The 15,226-nt window shown below is 69.7% G+C and carries 13 protein-coding genes; 6 read left to right on the top strand and 7 right to left on the bottom strand.

Annotated features, from left to right (window positions below):
- Nucleotides 1-29: 29 nt before the first annotated feature.
- Entirely contained in the window at nucleotides 30-1,010 is a 981-nt protein-coding gene (locus tag ACZ6JT_RS09835; RefSeq protein ID WP_469208958.1) for a metal ABC transporter substrate-binding protein, read from the bottom strand.
- Between the two features lie 155 nt (nucleotides 1,011-1,165).
- Between ACZ6JT_RS09835 and ACZ6JT_RS09830 the strand changes: the two genes are divergently transcribed.
- Nucleotides 1,166-2,548 (top strand): glycine--tRNA ligase, encoded by a 1,383-nt coding sequence (locus ACZ6JT_RS09830; protein WP_469208957.1) that lies wholly within the window; start codon nucleotides 1,166-1,168, stop codon nucleotides 2,546-2,548.
- 80 nt (nucleotides 2,549-2,628) lie between these two features.
- On the opposite strand, the gene ACZ6JT_RS09825 is transcribed toward ACZ6JT_RS09830, so the two are convergent.
- From ACZ6JT_RS09825 to ACZ6JT_RS09810, 4 genes are all read right to left on the bottom strand, one after another.
- On the bottom strand, nucleotides 2,629-3,351 hold the full coding sequence (locus ACZ6JT_RS09825) for a VC0807 family protein (protein ID WP_469208956.1): 723 nt from the start codon (nucleotides 3,349-3,351) through the stop codon (nucleotides 2,629-2,631).
- 137 nt (nucleotides 3,352-3,488) lie between these two features.
- A complete protein-coding gene (locus ACZ6JT_RS09820) occupies nucleotides 3,489-4,082 on the bottom strand; it encodes a TetR/AcrR family transcriptional regulator (protein ID WP_469208955.1) in 594 nt (197 codons plus the stop codon).
- A gap of 21 nt (nucleotides 4,083-4,103) precedes the next feature.
- Entirely contained in the window at nucleotides 4,104-5,138 is a 1,035-nt protein-coding gene (locus tag ACZ6JT_RS09815) for an aldo/keto reductase (protein WP_469208954.1), read from the bottom strand.
- 54 nt (nucleotides 5,139-5,192) lie between these two features.
- The gene (locus ACZ6JT_RS09810) at nucleotides 5,193-5,537 is read right to left on the bottom strand and encodes a DoxX family protein (RefSeq protein WP_469208953.1); all 345 of its coding nucleotides are present in this window, start codon (nucleotides 5,535-5,537) and stop codon (nucleotides 5,193-5,195) included.
- A 91-nt stretch (nucleotides 5,538-5,628) separates the two neighbouring features.
- Between ACZ6JT_RS09810 and ACZ6JT_RS09805 the strand changes: the two genes are divergently transcribed.
- Nucleotides 5,629-6,084, top strand: a complete 456-nt coding sequence (locus ACZ6JT_RS09805; protein ID WP_469208952.1) for a MarR family winged helix-turn-helix transcriptional regulator — start codon at nucleotides 5,629-5,631, stop codon at nucleotides 6,082-6,084.
- A 42-nt stretch (nucleotides 6,085-6,126) separates the two neighbouring features.
- Here ACZ6JT_RS09805 and ACZ6JT_RS09800 read toward each other — a convergent pair whose 3' ends face one another.
- The gene (locus ACZ6JT_RS09800) at nucleotides 6,127-7,575 is read right to left on the bottom strand and encodes an MFS transporter (RefSeq protein WP_469208951.1); all 1,449 of its coding nucleotides are present in this window, start codon (nucleotides 7,573-7,575) and stop codon (nucleotides 6,127-6,129) included.
- 34 nt (nucleotides 7,576-7,609) lie between these two features.
- Between ACZ6JT_RS09800 and dusB the strand changes: the two genes are divergently transcribed.
- The 3 genes from dusB to ACZ6JT_RS09785 all read left to right on the top strand — a co-directional run bounded on the left by dusB (nucleotide 7,610) and on the right by ACZ6JT_RS09785 (nucleotide 13,229).
- Nucleotides 7,610-8,770 (top strand): tRNA dihydrouridine synthase DusB, encoded by a 1,161-nt coding sequence (gene dusB / locus ACZ6JT_RS09795; RefSeq protein ID WP_362811827.1) that lies wholly within the window; start codon nucleotides 7,610-7,612, stop codon nucleotides 8,768-8,770.
- A 364-nt stretch (nucleotides 8,771-9,134) separates the two neighbouring features.
- Nucleotides 9,135-11,843, top strand: a complete 2,709-nt coding sequence (ppdK, locus tag ACZ6JT_RS09790; protein ID WP_469208950.1) for a pyruvate, phosphate dikinase — start codon at nucleotides 9,135-9,137, stop codon at nucleotides 11,841-11,843.
- A 387-nt stretch (nucleotides 11,844-12,230) separates the two neighbouring features.
- A complete protein-coding gene (locus tag ACZ6JT_RS09785; RefSeq protein ID WP_469208949.1) occupies nucleotides 12,231-13,229 on the top strand; it encodes an ArsR/SmtB family transcription factor in 999 nt (332 codons plus the stop codon).
- 141 nt (nucleotides 13,230-13,370) lie between these two features.
- On the opposite strand, the gene ACZ6JT_RS09780 is transcribed toward ACZ6JT_RS09785, so the two are convergent.
- Nucleotides 13,371-14,531: an alkaline phosphatase PhoX gene (locus ACZ6JT_RS09780; RefSeq protein WP_469208948.1), complete on the bottom strand. Its 1,161-nt coding sequence runs from the start codon at nucleotides 14,529-14,531 to the stop codon at nucleotides 13,371-13,373.
- Nucleotides 14,532-14,809: 278 nt separating this feature from the next.
- Here ACZ6JT_RS09780 and ACZ6JT_RS09775 point away from each other — a divergent pair, with 278 nt between their 5' ends.
- Nucleotides 14,810-15,223, top strand: a complete 414-nt coding sequence (locus ACZ6JT_RS09775; RefSeq protein WP_376618529.1) for a VOC family protein — start codon at nucleotides 14,810-14,812, stop codon at nucleotides 15,221-15,223.
- Nucleotides 15,224-15,226 lie beyond the last annotated feature (3 nt).

The raw sequence follows: 15,226 nt of genomic DNA, 5'->3' as shown, positions 1-15,226 counted from the left end.
GGCTCGCGCCTCCGTTGCTGCTGCTGCCATTACTTGCTACCGAGTGCCTTCTGGAGGTTCTTCAGGTTGGACCGCATGACCTCGAAGTAGTCAGCGCCCTGGGACTTGTCGCTGATTCCCTCGAGCGGGTCGAGGACGTCGGTCTGCAGACCGGTGTCCGACGCGAGGACCTTGGCGGTCTTGTCGCTGGCCAGGGTCTCGAAGAACACGGTGGAGACATTCTCCTTCTTCGCGACCTCCTGGAGCTCCTTCATCCGGGCCGGGCTCGGCTCGGACTCGGGGTCGACGCCGGAGATGCCCTCCTGGTCCAGGCCGTAGCGCTCGGCGAGGTACCCGAAGGCGGCGTGGGTGGTGATGAAGGTCCTGGAGGCGGTGTTCTTCAGGCCGTCCTTGAACTCCGTGTCCAGCGCGGTCAGTCGGCCCACCAGCTCGTCGGTGTTCTTCCGGTAGTCCGCCGCGTGGGAGGGGTCGGCCTTCTCCAGGGCGGCGCCGACGCCCTTGGCGACCTCCGCGTACTTGGCGGGGTCGAGCCAGATGTGGGGGTCCGTGCCGGCCTCGCCGTGGTCGTGGTCGTGGTCATGGCCCTCGCCCTCGGCGTGGCCCTCCTCGGCGCCGTGGTCGTGGCCGGAGGAGGCGTGGGCCTCCAGCGTGGTGAGGGTCGCGGCGTCGACGACGTTCTTCACGCCGGACTGGGCGACGGCCTTGTCGACGGCGGGCTGCAGGCTCTTGAGGTAGAGGACCACGTCGGCCTCGCCGAGCTGCGCGGTCTGCCGCGGGGTGATCTCCAGGTCGTGCGGTTCGACGCCCGGCTTGGTCAGGCCGTGGACCTTCACGTGGTCCTTGCCGATCTGCTCGGCGAGGAACTGCATCGGATAGAACGACGCCGTCACGGCGAGCTTGCCGTCCTTGTTGCCGGTGGCGCCGCCTCCGGAGCAGGCGGTGAGGGCCGTGGCGCCGAGGGCGACGGCTCCGGCGAGGGCGGCGGTGGGTATGAGGCGTCGTACGTTCATGACATCCATTTTCATCAAAAATGGAAACGATTGTCAAAAACCCTGGTGGGGAGGCCGGGCGGGCGGCCGTGGAGGGGGATCCGATTTGAAAGGGGGGGTGCGGGCGCCGGTAACCTAAAGACTTCGCCGTTCGTCCTCGTAATGAAGAGAGCACCGTGGCCGCCGACAAGATCGACACCATCGTCAGCCTGAGCAAGCGCCGTGGCTTCGTTTTCCCGTGCAGTGAGATCTACGGCGGCTCCCGGGCTGCCTGGGATTACGGCCCGCTGGGTGTCGAGCTCAAGGAGAACATCAAGCGCCAGTGGTGGAAGGCGATGGTCACCGGGCGTGAGGACATCGTCGGCATCGACTCGTCCGTGATCCTGGCCCCCGAGGTCTGGGTGGCCTCCGGCCACGTCGCGACCTTCTCGGACCCGCTGACCGAGTGCACCGCCTGTCACAAGCGCCACCGCGCGGACCACCTGGAAGAGGCGTACGAGGCCAAGCACGGCCGCCTGCCCGCCAACGGCCTCGCCGACGTCAACTGCCCCCACTGTGGCGTGAAGGGCCAGTTCACCGAGCCCAAGCAGTTCTCCGGCATGCTGGAGACGCACCTCGGCCCGACCCAGGACACCGGCTCCAAGGCGTACCTGCGCCCCGAGACCGCCCAGGGCATCTTCACCAACTTCGCCACCGTGCAGACCACCTCGCGCAAGAAGCCGCCGTTCGGCATCGCGCAGATGGGCAAGTCCTTCCGCAACGAGATCACGCCCGGCAACTTCATCTTCCGCACGCGCGAGTTCGAGCAGATGGAGATGGAGTTCTTCGTCAAGCCGGGCGAGGACGAGCAGTGGCAGGAGTACTGGATGCAGGAGCGCTGGAACTGGTACCGCGACCTCGGCATCCGCGAGGAGAACATCCGCTGGTACGAGCACCCGAAGGAGAAGCTGTCCCACTACTCGAAGCGCACCGCCGACATCGAGTACCGCTTCAACTTCGGTGGCAACGAGTTCTCCGAGCTCGAAGGCGTCGCCAACCGCACCGACTTCGACCTCAAGGCGCACTCCGCCGCCTCCGGTCAGGACCTCGTGTACTTCGACCAGGAGTCCAAGGAGAAGTACACCCCGTACGTCATCGAGCCGGCGGCCGGTGTCAACCGCGCCATGCTCGCCTTCATGCTCGACGCGTACGTCGAGGACGAGGCCCCGAACGCCAAGGGCGTCATGGAGAAGCGCACCGTGATGCGCCTCGACCCGCGCCTGGCCCCGATCAAGGTCGCCGTCCTGCCGCTGTCCCGCAACGCGCAGCTGTCGCCGAAGGCCAAGGGCCTCGCCGCGGACCTCCGCAAGTTCTGGAACATCGAGTTCGACGACGCCGGCGCCATCGGCCGCCGCTACCGTCGCCAGGACGAGATCGGTACGCCGTTCTGCGTCACCGTCGACTTCGACACCCTGGACGACAACGCGGTGACCGTGCGCGAGCGCGACACCATGAAGCAGGAGCGCGTCTCCCTGGACCAGATCCAGACCTACCTCGGCAGCCGCCTGCTCGGCTGCTAGGGCAGGACGCACGCACGAAGACCGGTGGCCCGGTGCGCGGGAAGCGCACCGGGCCACCGGTCTTTCGTCTTCCGGGCGGGTCAGGCCGCGGAACCCCCGGCCGCCCCCGCCGCCTCGGCTTCGGCGGCCTCGGCGGCGCGGCGCTCGCCCTCCGCCTGGGAGCGCTTGCCGTACAGGGCGGTCCACACGCCCAGCGCGGCGAGCACCGTGTAGATCATGATCGGGCTGAGGGTCACCATGGTCTTGGTGCTCAGCGTGTACGCGAGGACGACGCGGACGACGGCCTCGATGACGTAGGCGACGCCCCAGACCAGGGTCATCCGGGTCATCGTGGTCCGGAAGCCCTCGTACTGCCACAGGCCGTTCCACCAGGCGGTGCTCTCGGGCGTGCCGTCGGTAGCGAACTTGCGGCCGAAGTAGAACATCAGCGGGCGCTTCGCCAGCAGGGTGGACAGGCAGAGCAGCCCGAACAGCCCGGTCACGGCGGAGTCCTTGACCAGCAGGGCCCGCGCCGAGGGGTCACCGACGAGCGAGACCCCGGCCGTGATCACTATGAACACGAGGGTGACCACGGCGAACTCGTCGAGCTTGCGGTGCCAGGCCACGCTGATGGCGCTGTCGAGCACGGGCCAGGCGCTGCTGAGGAGCAGCGCCGAGAACTCGCTCCAGCCGTGGTCGTCCACGAGCGTGTTGTACGTGATGATCGGCGCGACCACGTTGAGGCCGATGGTCAGGATCCAGCCGATGGCGGTCGCGGCCCCCGAGCGGGCGGGAGGCGCGGGTCGTGCTGCTTGGGCGGACAAGGTTCCCCCTGGGACGTGCCTGATGGAGTGCGGTAGGGGGACCGTAGGGACCGGAGGATGGCAGGGACAAGACAAGCGCGCCCAAAATGATCATCAAGTTCTCCGGACCGGCAGCTTCCGGACACCGCCGGCCCGGATCAGGCGCGCAGACCCCGGATGATCAGCGTGGTGACCGCCTCGAACTCCGTGAAGATCGTGGGCGAGAGCCAGTCGGCCGCGTACTGCGGATCGTGGAAGCGGCCGGTGGCGTCGAAGACCGCCCGGGCGGCGGCCGGCACGTCCTCGGCGGCGAGCGTCCCGGCGGCGACGCCCTCCGCGATGATCCGGGCCAGCTGGTCGATCAGCTGGGCCAGATGCGCGTCCACCACGCCGCTGTTCTCGGCGAGCAGCACGGTGTAGGTCGCGAACAGTTCCGGATCCGCGCCCGCCTTGTGGCGCTTGGCCTCGAACAGGGCCGCGAGCCACGCCTCCAGCTTGGTGGGGGCGCTCCCGGTGGGTGCCGAGGTGATCTCCTCCAGCAGGACCACGCTCTTGGCCAGCCAGCGGTCCGTGACGGCCTCCCGCAGCGCCGCCTTGGACGGGAAGTGCCGGTACACACTGCCGTGGCTGACGCCGAGGGCGCGCGCCACGTCCACCACGGTCGCCTTGGTGGGGCCGAAGCGGCGCAGCACCTCCTCGGTGGTCTCGAGGATGCGCTCGGGGGTCAGGGGCTCGGCGGCAGCGGGGGGCATGGGTACGACCGTACCGTCAGCTCAGCGCTCGCTGTCCAGGTGGGCCATCTGGGCCTGCGGGTACCGCTCGCCGGCCGCCGCACCGGCGGGCACGGCCTCCTCGATGGCCGCCAGGTCCGCGGCGCTGAACGTTATGTCCATGGCACCCAGTGCCTCGGCGAGCCGGTCCCGGCGCCGGGCGCCGACCAGCGGCACGAGGTCCACACCCTGCCGGGGGCCCTGCGCCAGCACCCAGGCGATGGCCGTCTGGGCGACGCTGACCCCCTTGCTCTCGGCGACCTTGCGCAGCGCCTCGACCAGGTCGAGGTTCCGGTCGAGGTTGTCGCCCTGGAAGCGCGGGCTCATCCCGCGGAAGTCGCCCGGGGCCAGCGCGCGGTCGCGGGTGAAGTGGCCGCTGATCAGGCCGCGGGACAGCACTCCGTACGCCGTGATGCCGATCCCGAGCTCGCGGGCGGTCGGCAGGATCTCCTCCTCGATGCCGCGGGAGATCAGCGAGTACTCGATCTGGAGGTCGGAGATCGGGGCCACGGCGGCGGCCCGGCGCATGGTGTCCGCGCCGACCTCCGACAGGCCGATGTGGCGCACGTGTCCGGCCCGGACCGCCTCGGCGATGGCCCCGACCGTCTCCTCGATCGGCACGTCCGGGTCGACGCGGGCGATGCGGTAGATGTCGATGTGGTCCCGGCCGAGCCGCTGGAGCGAGTAGGCCAGGAAGTTCCTGACGGCCGCGGGCCGCCCGTCATATCCGGTGAATCCGCCCTCGACCGTGCGCAGCGCGCCGAACTTGACGCTGGTCAGCGCGCGCTCGCGGGCCGCTGCGGGCGCCGTGCGCAGGGCTTCGTTGATCAGCAGCTCGTTGTGGCCCATGCCGTAGAAGTCGCCGGTGTCGAGCAGCGTGACGCCCGCGTCCAGGGCGGCGTGGATGGTCGCGAGGGACTCGGCGCGGTCGGCCTCGCCGTAGAGGGCGGACATCCCCATGCAGCCCAGCCCCAGCGGGAAGACGGAGGGGCCGGTGCTGCCGAGGGTGGTCGTCTGGATCTTCTCGTTCTTCGTCATGAAACGAGAATGGCATGACGACTGACAGATTTCAATATCTGTCAGTCGTCAGTGTCACGCGAGGATACGCAGGGCCAGCGCCGCCGCCGCGACCACCGTGAGGACGGCCGCCGGTGCGAGGTCGTAGTCCTTGACGCGCAGGTGGCTGATGACCGCGCCGAGGAAGTAGAGGGTCACGCCGACGGCGGCGGCCACGCCGATCGGCGCCACCCACAGGCCGGCGACCAGGCCGATCGCCCCGGCTGCCTTGAGGGCGGCGAGTCGTGGCAGCCACGAGGCCGGGAGCTGGACCTTCTGCATGTTCGCCATGATCCGGTCGCTGCGCTGGAGGGAGAAGGTGGCGGAGGCGGCGAGGACGAGGGCGAGCAGGCCGCCGACGACGGCGTAGGCGACGAACATGACGATCTCCAATGGTCGGTAATGTCAAACCATTGAATAGCATCAACGATAGAGCCAATGCAATCATTTCTCGATTGCTACGATGTGGACCATGACGGCAGATCAGGACGGATCGCACCCCCCGCAGCGGCTGGGCCTGCTGCTCGCCTGGCACGGAGCGGCCACCCAGACCCGGATGAGGAGGGCGCTCGGCGCCGCCGGGCTCACCCCCCGGCACGCCATGACGCTGATGCACCTGGAGGGCGGCCCCATCAGCCAGCGGGCGCTGGCCGAACGGCTGGAGGTGGACCCGAGCGTGCTCGTGGGGATCCTGAACGACCTGGAGGGCGACGACCTGGTCGAACGCCGCCGGGACCCGGCCGACCGGCGCCGTCACAACGTGGCCATCACCGCCGCCGGCGAGGCAGCCCTGCGCAAGACGAACGCCGCCCTCGACGAGGTCGAAAGCGGCATGTTCGCGGGGCTCTCGGAGCAGGAGCGCCAGCTCCTGCGCGGCCTCCTCGACCGGGTCAACACCTCGGCCGAGGACTTCGAGTGCGGCGAGTAGCCGGCGCCCGGGCCTGCCGCCCGGCCAAGGCCGGGCCGGCGCTCAGCCGCGCGGCGAACCCGCCGTCGCGGACGGGCTGACGGGCTCCTCCAGGGTGCGGGCCGTGCGCTCCGCCGTCGCCCGGGCCCAGCTGCCGCTCGTCACGGCACCCACCACCAGCACCGCCAGCCCGCAGAGCGTGATGATCCACCAGGCCGGCTGGGCCGCCCCGGAGAAGTCCGAGCCGCCGGCCAGCCCCGCGGCCAGGACCGAGCCGATGACCGCGACGCCCAGCGTGCCGCCGGTCTGACGGCTGGTCGAGGCGATGGCGGCCGCGACGCCCGCCTGGGAGCGCGGCATCCCGGACACCGCCGTATTGGTGATCGGCGCGTTCACCATGCCGAAGCCCAGCCCGAAGAGCACGTACCCGGTGAACAGCAGCGGGTTGGAGGTCTCGGCCTCGAACAGGGCGAACAGCAGCCCGCTCGACGCCATCGCCACGCCCGCGATCAGCAGGCAGATCCGCGGCCCCCGGCTGCCCACCAGCCGCCCCGCCAGCGGCGCGAAGACCACGGTCAGCGCCGCCATCGGCAGCATGTAGAGCCCGGCGTGCAGGGCGCTGAGGCCCCGTACGTCCTGGAGGTAGAGCGTGTTCAGGAAGAGGAAGCCGGCCAGACCGGCGAAGGCGCTGATCGCGATCACGGTCGACCCGCTGAAGGGCGCGCTCCGGAAGAACCGGAGGTCGATCAGCGGCTCCTCGCGCCGGGGCTCGTAGAACAGCAGCCCCACCAGCGAGGCCACGGCCACCACCGCACACCCCATGATCAGTGGCGAGCGCCAGCCGGCGGCCGGGGCCTCGATGATCCCGTACGTCAGGCTGCCGAGCAGGGCGATGACCAGCACCTGGCCCACCGGGTCCGGACGCCGCGGCCGGGCGGCCCGGGACTCGGGGATGTGGCGCAGGGTCAGCACGAGCGCCGCCAGTCCGATCGGCAGGTTGATCAGGAAGATCGAGCGCCAGCCCACCGAGTCCACCAGCACCCCGCCGATCAGCGGCCCCGCCGCCATGGAGACGCCGCCGACCGCGCCCCACACGCCGATGGCCCGGGCCCGCTCGGCCGGATCGGTGAAGGTGTTGGTGATGATCGACATCGCCACCGGGTTGAGCATCGCGCCGCCGACCGCCTGCACCATCCGGAAGACGATGAGCCAGCCGAGGCTGGGGGCGAGCGAGCACAGCAGGGAGCCCAGGCCGAAGGCCAGCAGGCCGGCGACGAACACCTTGCGGCGGCCGATCCGGTCGGCCGTGGAGCCCATGAGCATCAGCAGCGAGGCCAGGACCAGGGTGTACGCGTCGATGGTCCACTGCAGCCCCGCGACCGAGGCGTCGAGTTCCCGGCGCATCGAGGGCAGGGCGACGTTGAGCACGGTGTTGTCGAGGCTGACGATCAGCAGGCTCATGCAGCAGATCGCCAGGACGAGCATGCGCTGCCGGGGACTCGACTCGATCATGCCGCCGATGCTACGTCTGCCGTACCTCCTCGGCATGCGGGACAATGGGCGGATGACCACGCTCCCTCCGCCTCTCGCGATCGGCCCGCACACCGTGCAGCCCCCGGTGGTGCTCGCGCCCATGGCCGGCATCACCAATGCTCCGTTCCGTACCCTCTGCCGCGAGTTCTCGGGCGGCAAGGGGCTGTTCGTGAGCGAGATGATCACGACCCGCGCCCTGGTCGAGCGCAACGAGAAGACCATGCAGCTGATCCACTTCGACGAGACCGAGAAGCCCCGCTCGATTCAGCTGTACGGGGTCGATCCGGCGACGGTCGGCAAGGCCGTCCGGATGATCGTCGAAGAGGACCGCGCCGACCACATCGACCTCAACTTCGGCTGCCCGGTCCCCAAGGTCACCCGCAAGGGTGGCGGCTCGGCCCTCCCGTACAAGCGCAACCTGCTCCGCGCGATCCTCCGGGAGGCCGTCGCCGGCGCCGGCGACCTGCCGGTCACCATGAAGATGCGCAAGGGCATCAACGACGACCACCTCACCTACCTCGACGCCGGCCGGATCGCCGTCGAGGAGGGGGTCACCGCGATAGCCCTGCACGGACGGACCACGGCCCAGCACTACGGTGGCACCGCCGACTGGGACGCCATCGCCCGGCTCAAGGAGCACGTGCCGGAGATCCCCGTGCTCGGCAACGGCGACATCTGGTGCGCCGAGGACGCCCTGCGCATGGTCCGCGAGACCGGCTGCGACGGCGTGGTCGTGGGCCGCGGCTGCCTGGGGCGGCCGTGGCTGTTCAACGACCTGGTGGCGGCCTTCGAGGGCCGCCCGGAGGACTTCCACAAGCCGACGCTGCGCGAGGTCGCGGCGACCATGCACCGGCACGCACAGCTGCTGGGGGAGTGGATCGGCGACGAGGCGCGAGGGGTGATCGACTTCCGTAAGCACGTGGCCTGGTACCTGAAGGGCTTCTCGGTGGGGTCCGAGATGCGCAAGAAGCTCGCGGTCACCTCGTCCCTGGCCGAGCTGGACGCTCATCTGAGCGAGCTGGACCTGGACCAGGCGTGGCCCGAGAGTGCGGACGGCCCTCGCGGCCGGACGTCCGGAAACAACCGAGTTGTCCTGCCGGACGGCTGGCTGAAGGACCCGTACGACTGCGCGGGTGTGAGCGAGGACGCTGAACTGGACACCTCCGGAGGCTGACAAATCGCCCTCCGTGGCGCGTGATATACGCCACGCATGGGAAGGGTTTCGCTCAGATGAGCACTGAAGTCACGGGTAAGACTTTCAAAGGGTGGCACTGGGTGCCACCCTTTGTGCGTTCAACTCTTGAACACAAAGGGATCGATGATCGCTCATCCGAGCGTGATCAAGCCCCACGAGCCCCCTTCTCCTTCGAGAGGTGAACGCTGTTCGTACTTTCTGATTACCCATGAGTTACTTTCGATCTGCTGGCGCACGGGTGGTTACAGCCGCATGACGACCAAGTGGACGTACCCAGAAGCCTTCGATCTGGGTATGTTCCTGGCCGTCAGGGCAGCCACCGAGCCTCGAGGAGTCGAGACCCGTGTCGGAAAACAAAGATCAGAAGTTCGTCTACGACTTCACCGAGGGCAACCGCGACCTCAAGGACCTTCTCGGCGGCAAGGGAGCCAACCTCGCCGAGATGACCAACCTGGGTCTGCCGGTCCCTCCCGGCTTCACCATCACCACCGAGGCCTGCAAGGTCTACCTCGAGAGCGGCACGGCCCCGGCCGCCCTGCGCGAAGAGGTCAGCGCGCACCTTGCGGCCCTCGAGGCGAAGATGGGCAAGAAGCTCGGACAGTCGGACGACCCGCTGCTGGTCTCCGTCCGCTCCGGCGCCAAGTTCTCGATGCCCGGCATGATGGACACCGTCCTGAACATCGGCCTCTCCGACGAGTCCGTGACCGGCCTTGCCTCCCAGGCCGGTGACGAGCGCTTCGCGTGGGACTCGTACCGCCGCCTCATCCAGATGTTCGGCAAGACCGTCCTCGGCGTCGAGGGCGAGCTCTTCGAGGACGCCCTCGACGAGGCCAAGGCCGCCAAGAAGGTCACCGTCGACACCGACCTCGACGCCGCCGACCTGAAGAAGCTGGTCAAGCACTTCAAGAAGATCGTGGCGAAGGAAGCCGGCCGCGAGTTCCCGCAGGACGCCCGCGAGCAGATGGACCTCGCCGTCGAGGCCGTCTTCAACTCGTGGAACACCGACCGCGCCAAGCTCTACCGCCGCCAGGAGCGCATCCCGAGCGACCTGGGCACCGCGGTCAACATCTGCTCCATGGTCTTCGGCAACCTGGGCCCCGACTCCGGCACCGGCGTCGCCTTCACCCGCGACCCCGCCAGCGGCCACGCGGGCGTCTACGGCGACTACCTCCAGAACGCCCAGGGCGAGGACGTGGTGGCGGGCATCCGCAACACCGTGCCGCTCGCGGACCTGGAGGGCATCGACAAGACCTCGTACGACCAGCTCATGACGATCATGACGACGCTGGAGACCCACTACAAGGATCTCTGCGACATCGAGTTCACCATCGAGCGCGGCCAGCTGTGGATGCTCCAGACCCGTGTCGGCAAGCGCACCGCCGGCGCCGCCTTCCGCATCGCCACGCAGCTCGTGGACCAGGGCCTGATCGACGAGGCCGAGGCCCTCCAGCGCGTCACCGGTCACCAGCTCGCGCAGCTGATGTTCCCGCGCTTCGACGAGGGCGCGAAGACCACCCTGCTCGGCCGCGGCATCGCCGCCTCCCCGGGCGCGGCCGTCGGCAAGGCCGTCTTCGACTCCTACACCGCCGTCAAGTGGTCCCGCTCGGGCGAGAAGGTCATCCTGATCCGCCGCGAGACCAACCCGGACGACCTGGACGGCATGATCGCCTCCGAGGCCATCCTGACCTCGCGCGGCGGCAAGACCTCGCACGCCGCCGTCGTCGCCCGCGGCATGGGCAAGACCTGTGTCTGCGGCGCCGAGGAGCTCGACGTCGACACCAAGCGCCGCCGCATGACGGTCGGCGAGACCGTCATCGAAGAGGGCGACGTCGTCTCCATCGACGGCTCCACCGGCAAGGTGTACCTGGGTGAGGTACCCGTCGTACCCTCCCCGGTCGTCGAGTACTTCGAGGGCCGCATGCACGCCGGCGCCGACGACGCCGACGAGCTCGTCGCCGCCGTGCACCGGATCATGGCCTACGCCGACCGCGTCCGCCGCCTGCGGGTGCGCGCCAACGCCGACAACGCCGAGGACGCGCTGCGCGCCCGCCGCTTCGGCGCCCAGGGCATCGGCCTGTGCCGCACCGAGCACATGTTCCTCGGCGAGCGCCGCGAACTGGTGGAGCGACTGATCCTCGCGGACACCGACGGCGAGCGCGAGGAGGCACTCAGTGCCCTCCTGCCGCTGCAGAAGAAGGACTTCGTCGAGCTGTTCGAGGCGATGGACGGCCTGCCCGTCACCGTCCGCCTGCTCGACCCGCCGCTGCACGAGTTCCTGCCCGACATCACCGAGCTGTCGGTGCGCGTCGCCCTCGCCGAGTCCCGCCAGGACGCCAACGAGAACGACCTGCGCCTGCTGCAGGCCGTGCACAAGCTGCACGAGCAGAACCCGATGCTGGGTCTGCGCGGTGTCCGCCTCGGCCTGGTCATCCCCGGCCTGTTCAAGATGCAGGTCCGGGCGATCGCCGAGGCCGCGGCCGAGCGCAAGAACGCCAAGGGCGACCCGCGCGCCGAGATCATGGTCCCGCTCGTGGGCACCGTCCAGGAGCTGGAGATCGTCCGCGAGGAGGCCGATCAGGTCATCGCCGAGGTCGAGGCCGCCACCGGCACCAGCCTCAAGCTGTCCATCGGCACCATGATCGAGCTGCCGCGCGCCGCGCTGACCGCCGCCCAGATCGCCGAGGCCGCGCAGTTCTTCTCCTTCGGTACGAACGACCTGACCCAGACGGTGTGGGGCTTCTCCCGCGACGACGTCGAGGCCAGCTTCTTCACCGCGTACCTGGAGAAGGGCATCTTCGGGGTCTCGCCCTTCGAGACCATCGACAAGGACGGCGTCGGCTCGCTCGTGCGCCACGCGGTCGAGCAGGGCCGGGCCACCCGCCCCGACCTCAAGCTCGGCGTCTGCGGTGAGCACGGCGGCGACCCCGAGTCCGTCCACTTCTTCCACGAGGTCGGCCTCGACTACGTCTCCTGCTCGCCCTTCCGGATTCCGGTGGCGCGTCTGGAGGCCGGTCGTGCGGCCGCCGAGGCGAAGGGCAGCGACAGCCGCTGACCCCCCGGCCCTGCCCAGGGCCCCATGGACCGCGCCTGCCCCCGGGTTCCCTGACTGCCCGGTGGCGGGCGCGCCTATTTTCCGTTGTTCAACAAATCTTTACGCCAGCAGGCGGTGGACGGATCCCCACCCGTCCACCGCCGCTGTCATTCTGCCGGGCACGTCGGCGCTTCCCGGTGCGACCGACCGCCAGGCCCCGCAAAGCCCCCCACGGCCTTCACGGAGCGTTTCGGTCGCATCGGAGTGTGCCCGGCGGAGTACAGGATTTCGGTTGTCACGCCCCTGCCGAAAGGGGTTTCAACTGTGGCCGAAAGGGCGTGGTGACCACGTGTGACGGCATGCATACTCATGGGGCGGGGGGATTGCGGTTGCACAGGTGGGGGTTCGGTGCTGCGTATCCATTTCACTGGAGTGGACCTGGCACGCGTACGGATGGCAGGGCGTCCCGATGCGTTGTGGGAAACGATTCTCAGCTTTCACCGCTTAAGAGACCGGCGCGATGCCCGGTTGTTCGGTGAATGGCGTACGGAAACCCGGAGCAGGTTGAATAGTGAAACACGCACGCTCGGTATGCTCATACCGAGCCGTGGTTATTTCCCCGATTTCCTGACCCCTGTGGAGGGGCAGTACGGGTGGGACGTGGGCCTCGACGCGCTGCGCGGGATCCGTCCCGAGCGCATGCGGCGCGAGCTCCAGCTGCTGGCCGCCGGTGCGCCGATGACGCCGAGGCTACGGGAGTTCATGGACGGCGGCGACAAGCAGCTGCCGCGGTTCATGGGCGAGCTCCGCGCGTACCACCGAGCCGCCGTGGAGCCGTACTGGACGCACATCCAGGCCCAGATCGAGGCCGAGCGGGCCGCGCGCGGCCGGGCCCTGCTCGACGGGGGCGCGGACGAGCTGCTGGACTCGCTGCCGCCGATGCTGCGCTGGCGGGCGCCGGTGCTGGAGTGCGACTACCCGGTGGACCGGGACGTACGGCTGCGGGGGCGCGGGCTGCTGCTCCAGCCGTCCTTCTTCTGCCGCCGCACCGCGGTGACCCTGCACGATCCGGAGCTGCCGCCGGTGCTGGTCTATCCGGCGGCGGCGCAGTTGGCCTCGGCGCCGGCGGGGGGTGAGGCGGCGCGGCCGGTGGAGGACCAGCGCCAGCGCACCCTGGGCAAGCTGGTGGGGCACACCCGGTCGGTGGTGCTGCGGGCCATAGGGGACGGGGCGACCACCAGTGAGCTGGCCCGCCGGGCCGGGGTCTCGCTGGCGTCCGCGAGCCAGCACGCGTGTGTGATGCGGGAGGCGGGGCTGGTGACCACGTTGCGGCGGGGGAACGCGGTGCTGCACACCGTGACGCCGCTGGGCGCCGCGCTGCTCAAGGGCGGGGCCGTGGCGTCGTGACGTGCCGCCGCACCCCTGCGGGGTTGCCCGTGGGGGTGCGGCCGGTGGTGCGGGTGCCGGTCCGTTGCGGGGGCGCTGCCCCCGGGCCCTCCCCCAGCTACCGCTGGGGGTACCCCCAGCGCCTCAAACGCCGGCGGGGCTCTAAAGGCGGAACGGGCCCGTTACCTCGTAGGTGATGCCGGCGGAGGAGCTGCCGGTGGTGCCGCGCTGGCTGGAGAAGTAGAGGCGGTTGCCGGCCGGGGAGAAGGCCGGGCCGGTGATCTCCGAGGAGGACTGGCCGGTGATCCGCAGGAAGGGGGCCACCACGTCGTCCGGGGTGATCAGGCAGATCTCCATGTTGCCGCCGTCCTCGGCGACGTACAGGTCGCCGAACGCGGACCCGGTGACGTTGTCCACGCCCGTCAGCGGGGCCGCGCCGCCGGGCACGAGGGAGTCGTCGTAGGCCAGTTCGTACGTGTTGCTGCTGAGGTTGACCTGCCAGACGCGGTTGTCGCCCTTGGTGGTGAACCAGACCGTGTCGTTGGCGTAGTGGCAGCCCTCGCCGCCGTTGAACTTCTTCGAGCCGGACACCTGGCTGCGGGTCGCGGTCGGGGAGCCGTCCGGGTCGGGGACGTCGGCCCAGGTGAAGGAGCCCGAGGTGGCGGTGCCGGCCTTGAGGACCTGGAGGGTGCCGGAGGAGAGACTGCCCCAGGTGGTCGGGACGAACCGGTAGAAGCAGCCGCTCGTCTCGTCCTCGGTCAGGTAGATCACCCGGCGCACCGGGTCGGCGGCGGCCGCCTCGTGCTTGAAGCGGCCCATCGCGGGCCGCTGCACGGCCGCGTTCACGCCGTACGGGTCGGTCTCGTAGACGAAGCCGCGGTCGACCTCCTCACAGGACAGCCAGGTGTTCCACGGGGTCTTGCCGCCCGCGCAGTTCTGGCGGGTGTTGGAGAGGATCCGGTAGGCGCCCGTGACGGTGCCGGAGGAGTCGAACTTCACCGCGCTCGCCCCGCCGGAGGGGTTGATCTCCGAGTTGGAGACGTAGATCCAGCCCGCGCCGTCGGCGAAACACGCGCCGCCGTCGGGGGCGCTGTGCCAGGTGTACGAGGTGCCGGCGACGGTCCGGCCCGAGCGGGCGATCACCCGGCTGCTGAAGCCGCTGGGGAGCATGATGCCGTTGGCGTCCGCCGCGCCGAGGGCCCCATAGGGTCCGGCGCCGGGCTGGGCGGGCGCCGCGTAGGCGGCCCCGTGCAGCAACGTGCCGCCGAAGGCGGCGGCCGACGAGCCGATGACGGCGCCGCGCAGGAAGGTACGACGTTCCACGGTCACTCCTGTGGGAGGAAGGCCCCCGCACCCGGTCGAGTGCGGGGTCGCACGCGTCGAGGAACCTAGGAGGCGCCAGTTGCCGGAGCGCCAACTCCTCATGACGCACGAGCGACCGCTCGACGTTCAATCCTCCGGACGTGCCGGGCCGTGCCGTGGCGGGCGTACGAAAAAAACTTCGCGGGGAGCGATGAGTTTCTCCCGGCCCCCCGGTCTACCTCCCGAAAGCACCGAGCGGCACGCACCGCGCGCCGCACCCCGAGAGAAGAGGGACCTCGATGTCCGCCACCATGATCTTCGTCAACCTGCCGGTCAAGGACCTGGAGGCCAGCAAGACCTTCTGGGGCAAGCTGGGCTACACCTTCAACGCCCAGTTCACGGACGAGAACTGCGCCTCGATGGTCATCAGCGACACCATCGTCGCGATGCTCCTGACCGAGGACCGCTACAAGGACTTCACCCACAAGGAGATCGCGGACGCGACGAAGACCTCCGAGGTGCTGCTCTGTCTGAGCGCCCCCAGCCGCACCGCCGTCGACGAGCTGGTGGACGGGGCCCTGGCGGCCGGCGCCACCGAGCCCCGCCCCGCCCAGGACCACGGCGTCATGTACGGCCGCGCCTTCGACGACCTCGACGGCCACACCTGGGAGATCATGTGGATGGATCCGGCCATGATCCAGGACCAGGGCTGACCG

It is taken from the genome of Streptomyces sp. NPDC046308 (assembly GCF_055588065.1).
The sequence above is the reverse complement of the archived record's forward strand: the minus strand, read 5'-3'. Positions and strand labels throughout refer to the sequence as shown.

Excerpts from the sequence above, each read along its gene's own strand:
- ACZ6JT_RS09835 (WP_469208958.1), bottom strand. The coding sequence starts at position 1,010 with ATGAACGTACGACGCCTCATACCCACCGCCGCCCTCGCCGGAGCCGTC.
- ACZ6JT_RS09820 (WP_469208955.1), bottom strand. The coding sequence starts at position 4,082 with ATGCCCCCCGCTGCCGCCGAGCCCCTGACCCCCGAGCGCATCCTCGAG.
- ACZ6JT_RS09815 (WP_469208954.1), bottom strand. The coding sequence starts at position 5,138 with ATGACGAAGAACGAGAAGATCCAGACGACCACCCTCGGCAGCACCGGC.
- ACZ6JT_RS09810 (WP_469208953.1), bottom strand. The coding sequence starts at position 5,537 with ATGTTCGTCGCCTACGCCGTCGTCGGCGGCCTGCTCGCCCTCGTCCTC.
- ACZ6JT_RS09805 (WP_469208952.1), top strand. The coding sequence starts at position 5,629 with ATGACGGCAGATCAGGACGGATCGCACCCCCCGCAGCGGCTGGGCCTG.
- ACZ6JT_RS09800 (WP_469208951.1), bottom strand. The coding sequence starts at position 7,575 with ATGATCGAGTCGAGTCCCCGGCAGCGCATGCTCGTCCTGGCGATCTGC.
- dusB (WP_362811827.1), top strand. The coding sequence starts at position 7,610 with ATGCGGGACAATGGGCGGATGACCACGCTCCCTCCGCCTCTCGCGATC.
- ACZ6JT_RS09775 (WP_376618529.1), top strand. The coding sequence starts at position 14,810 with ATGTCCGCCACCATGATCTTCGTCAACCTGCCGGTCAAGGACCTGGAG.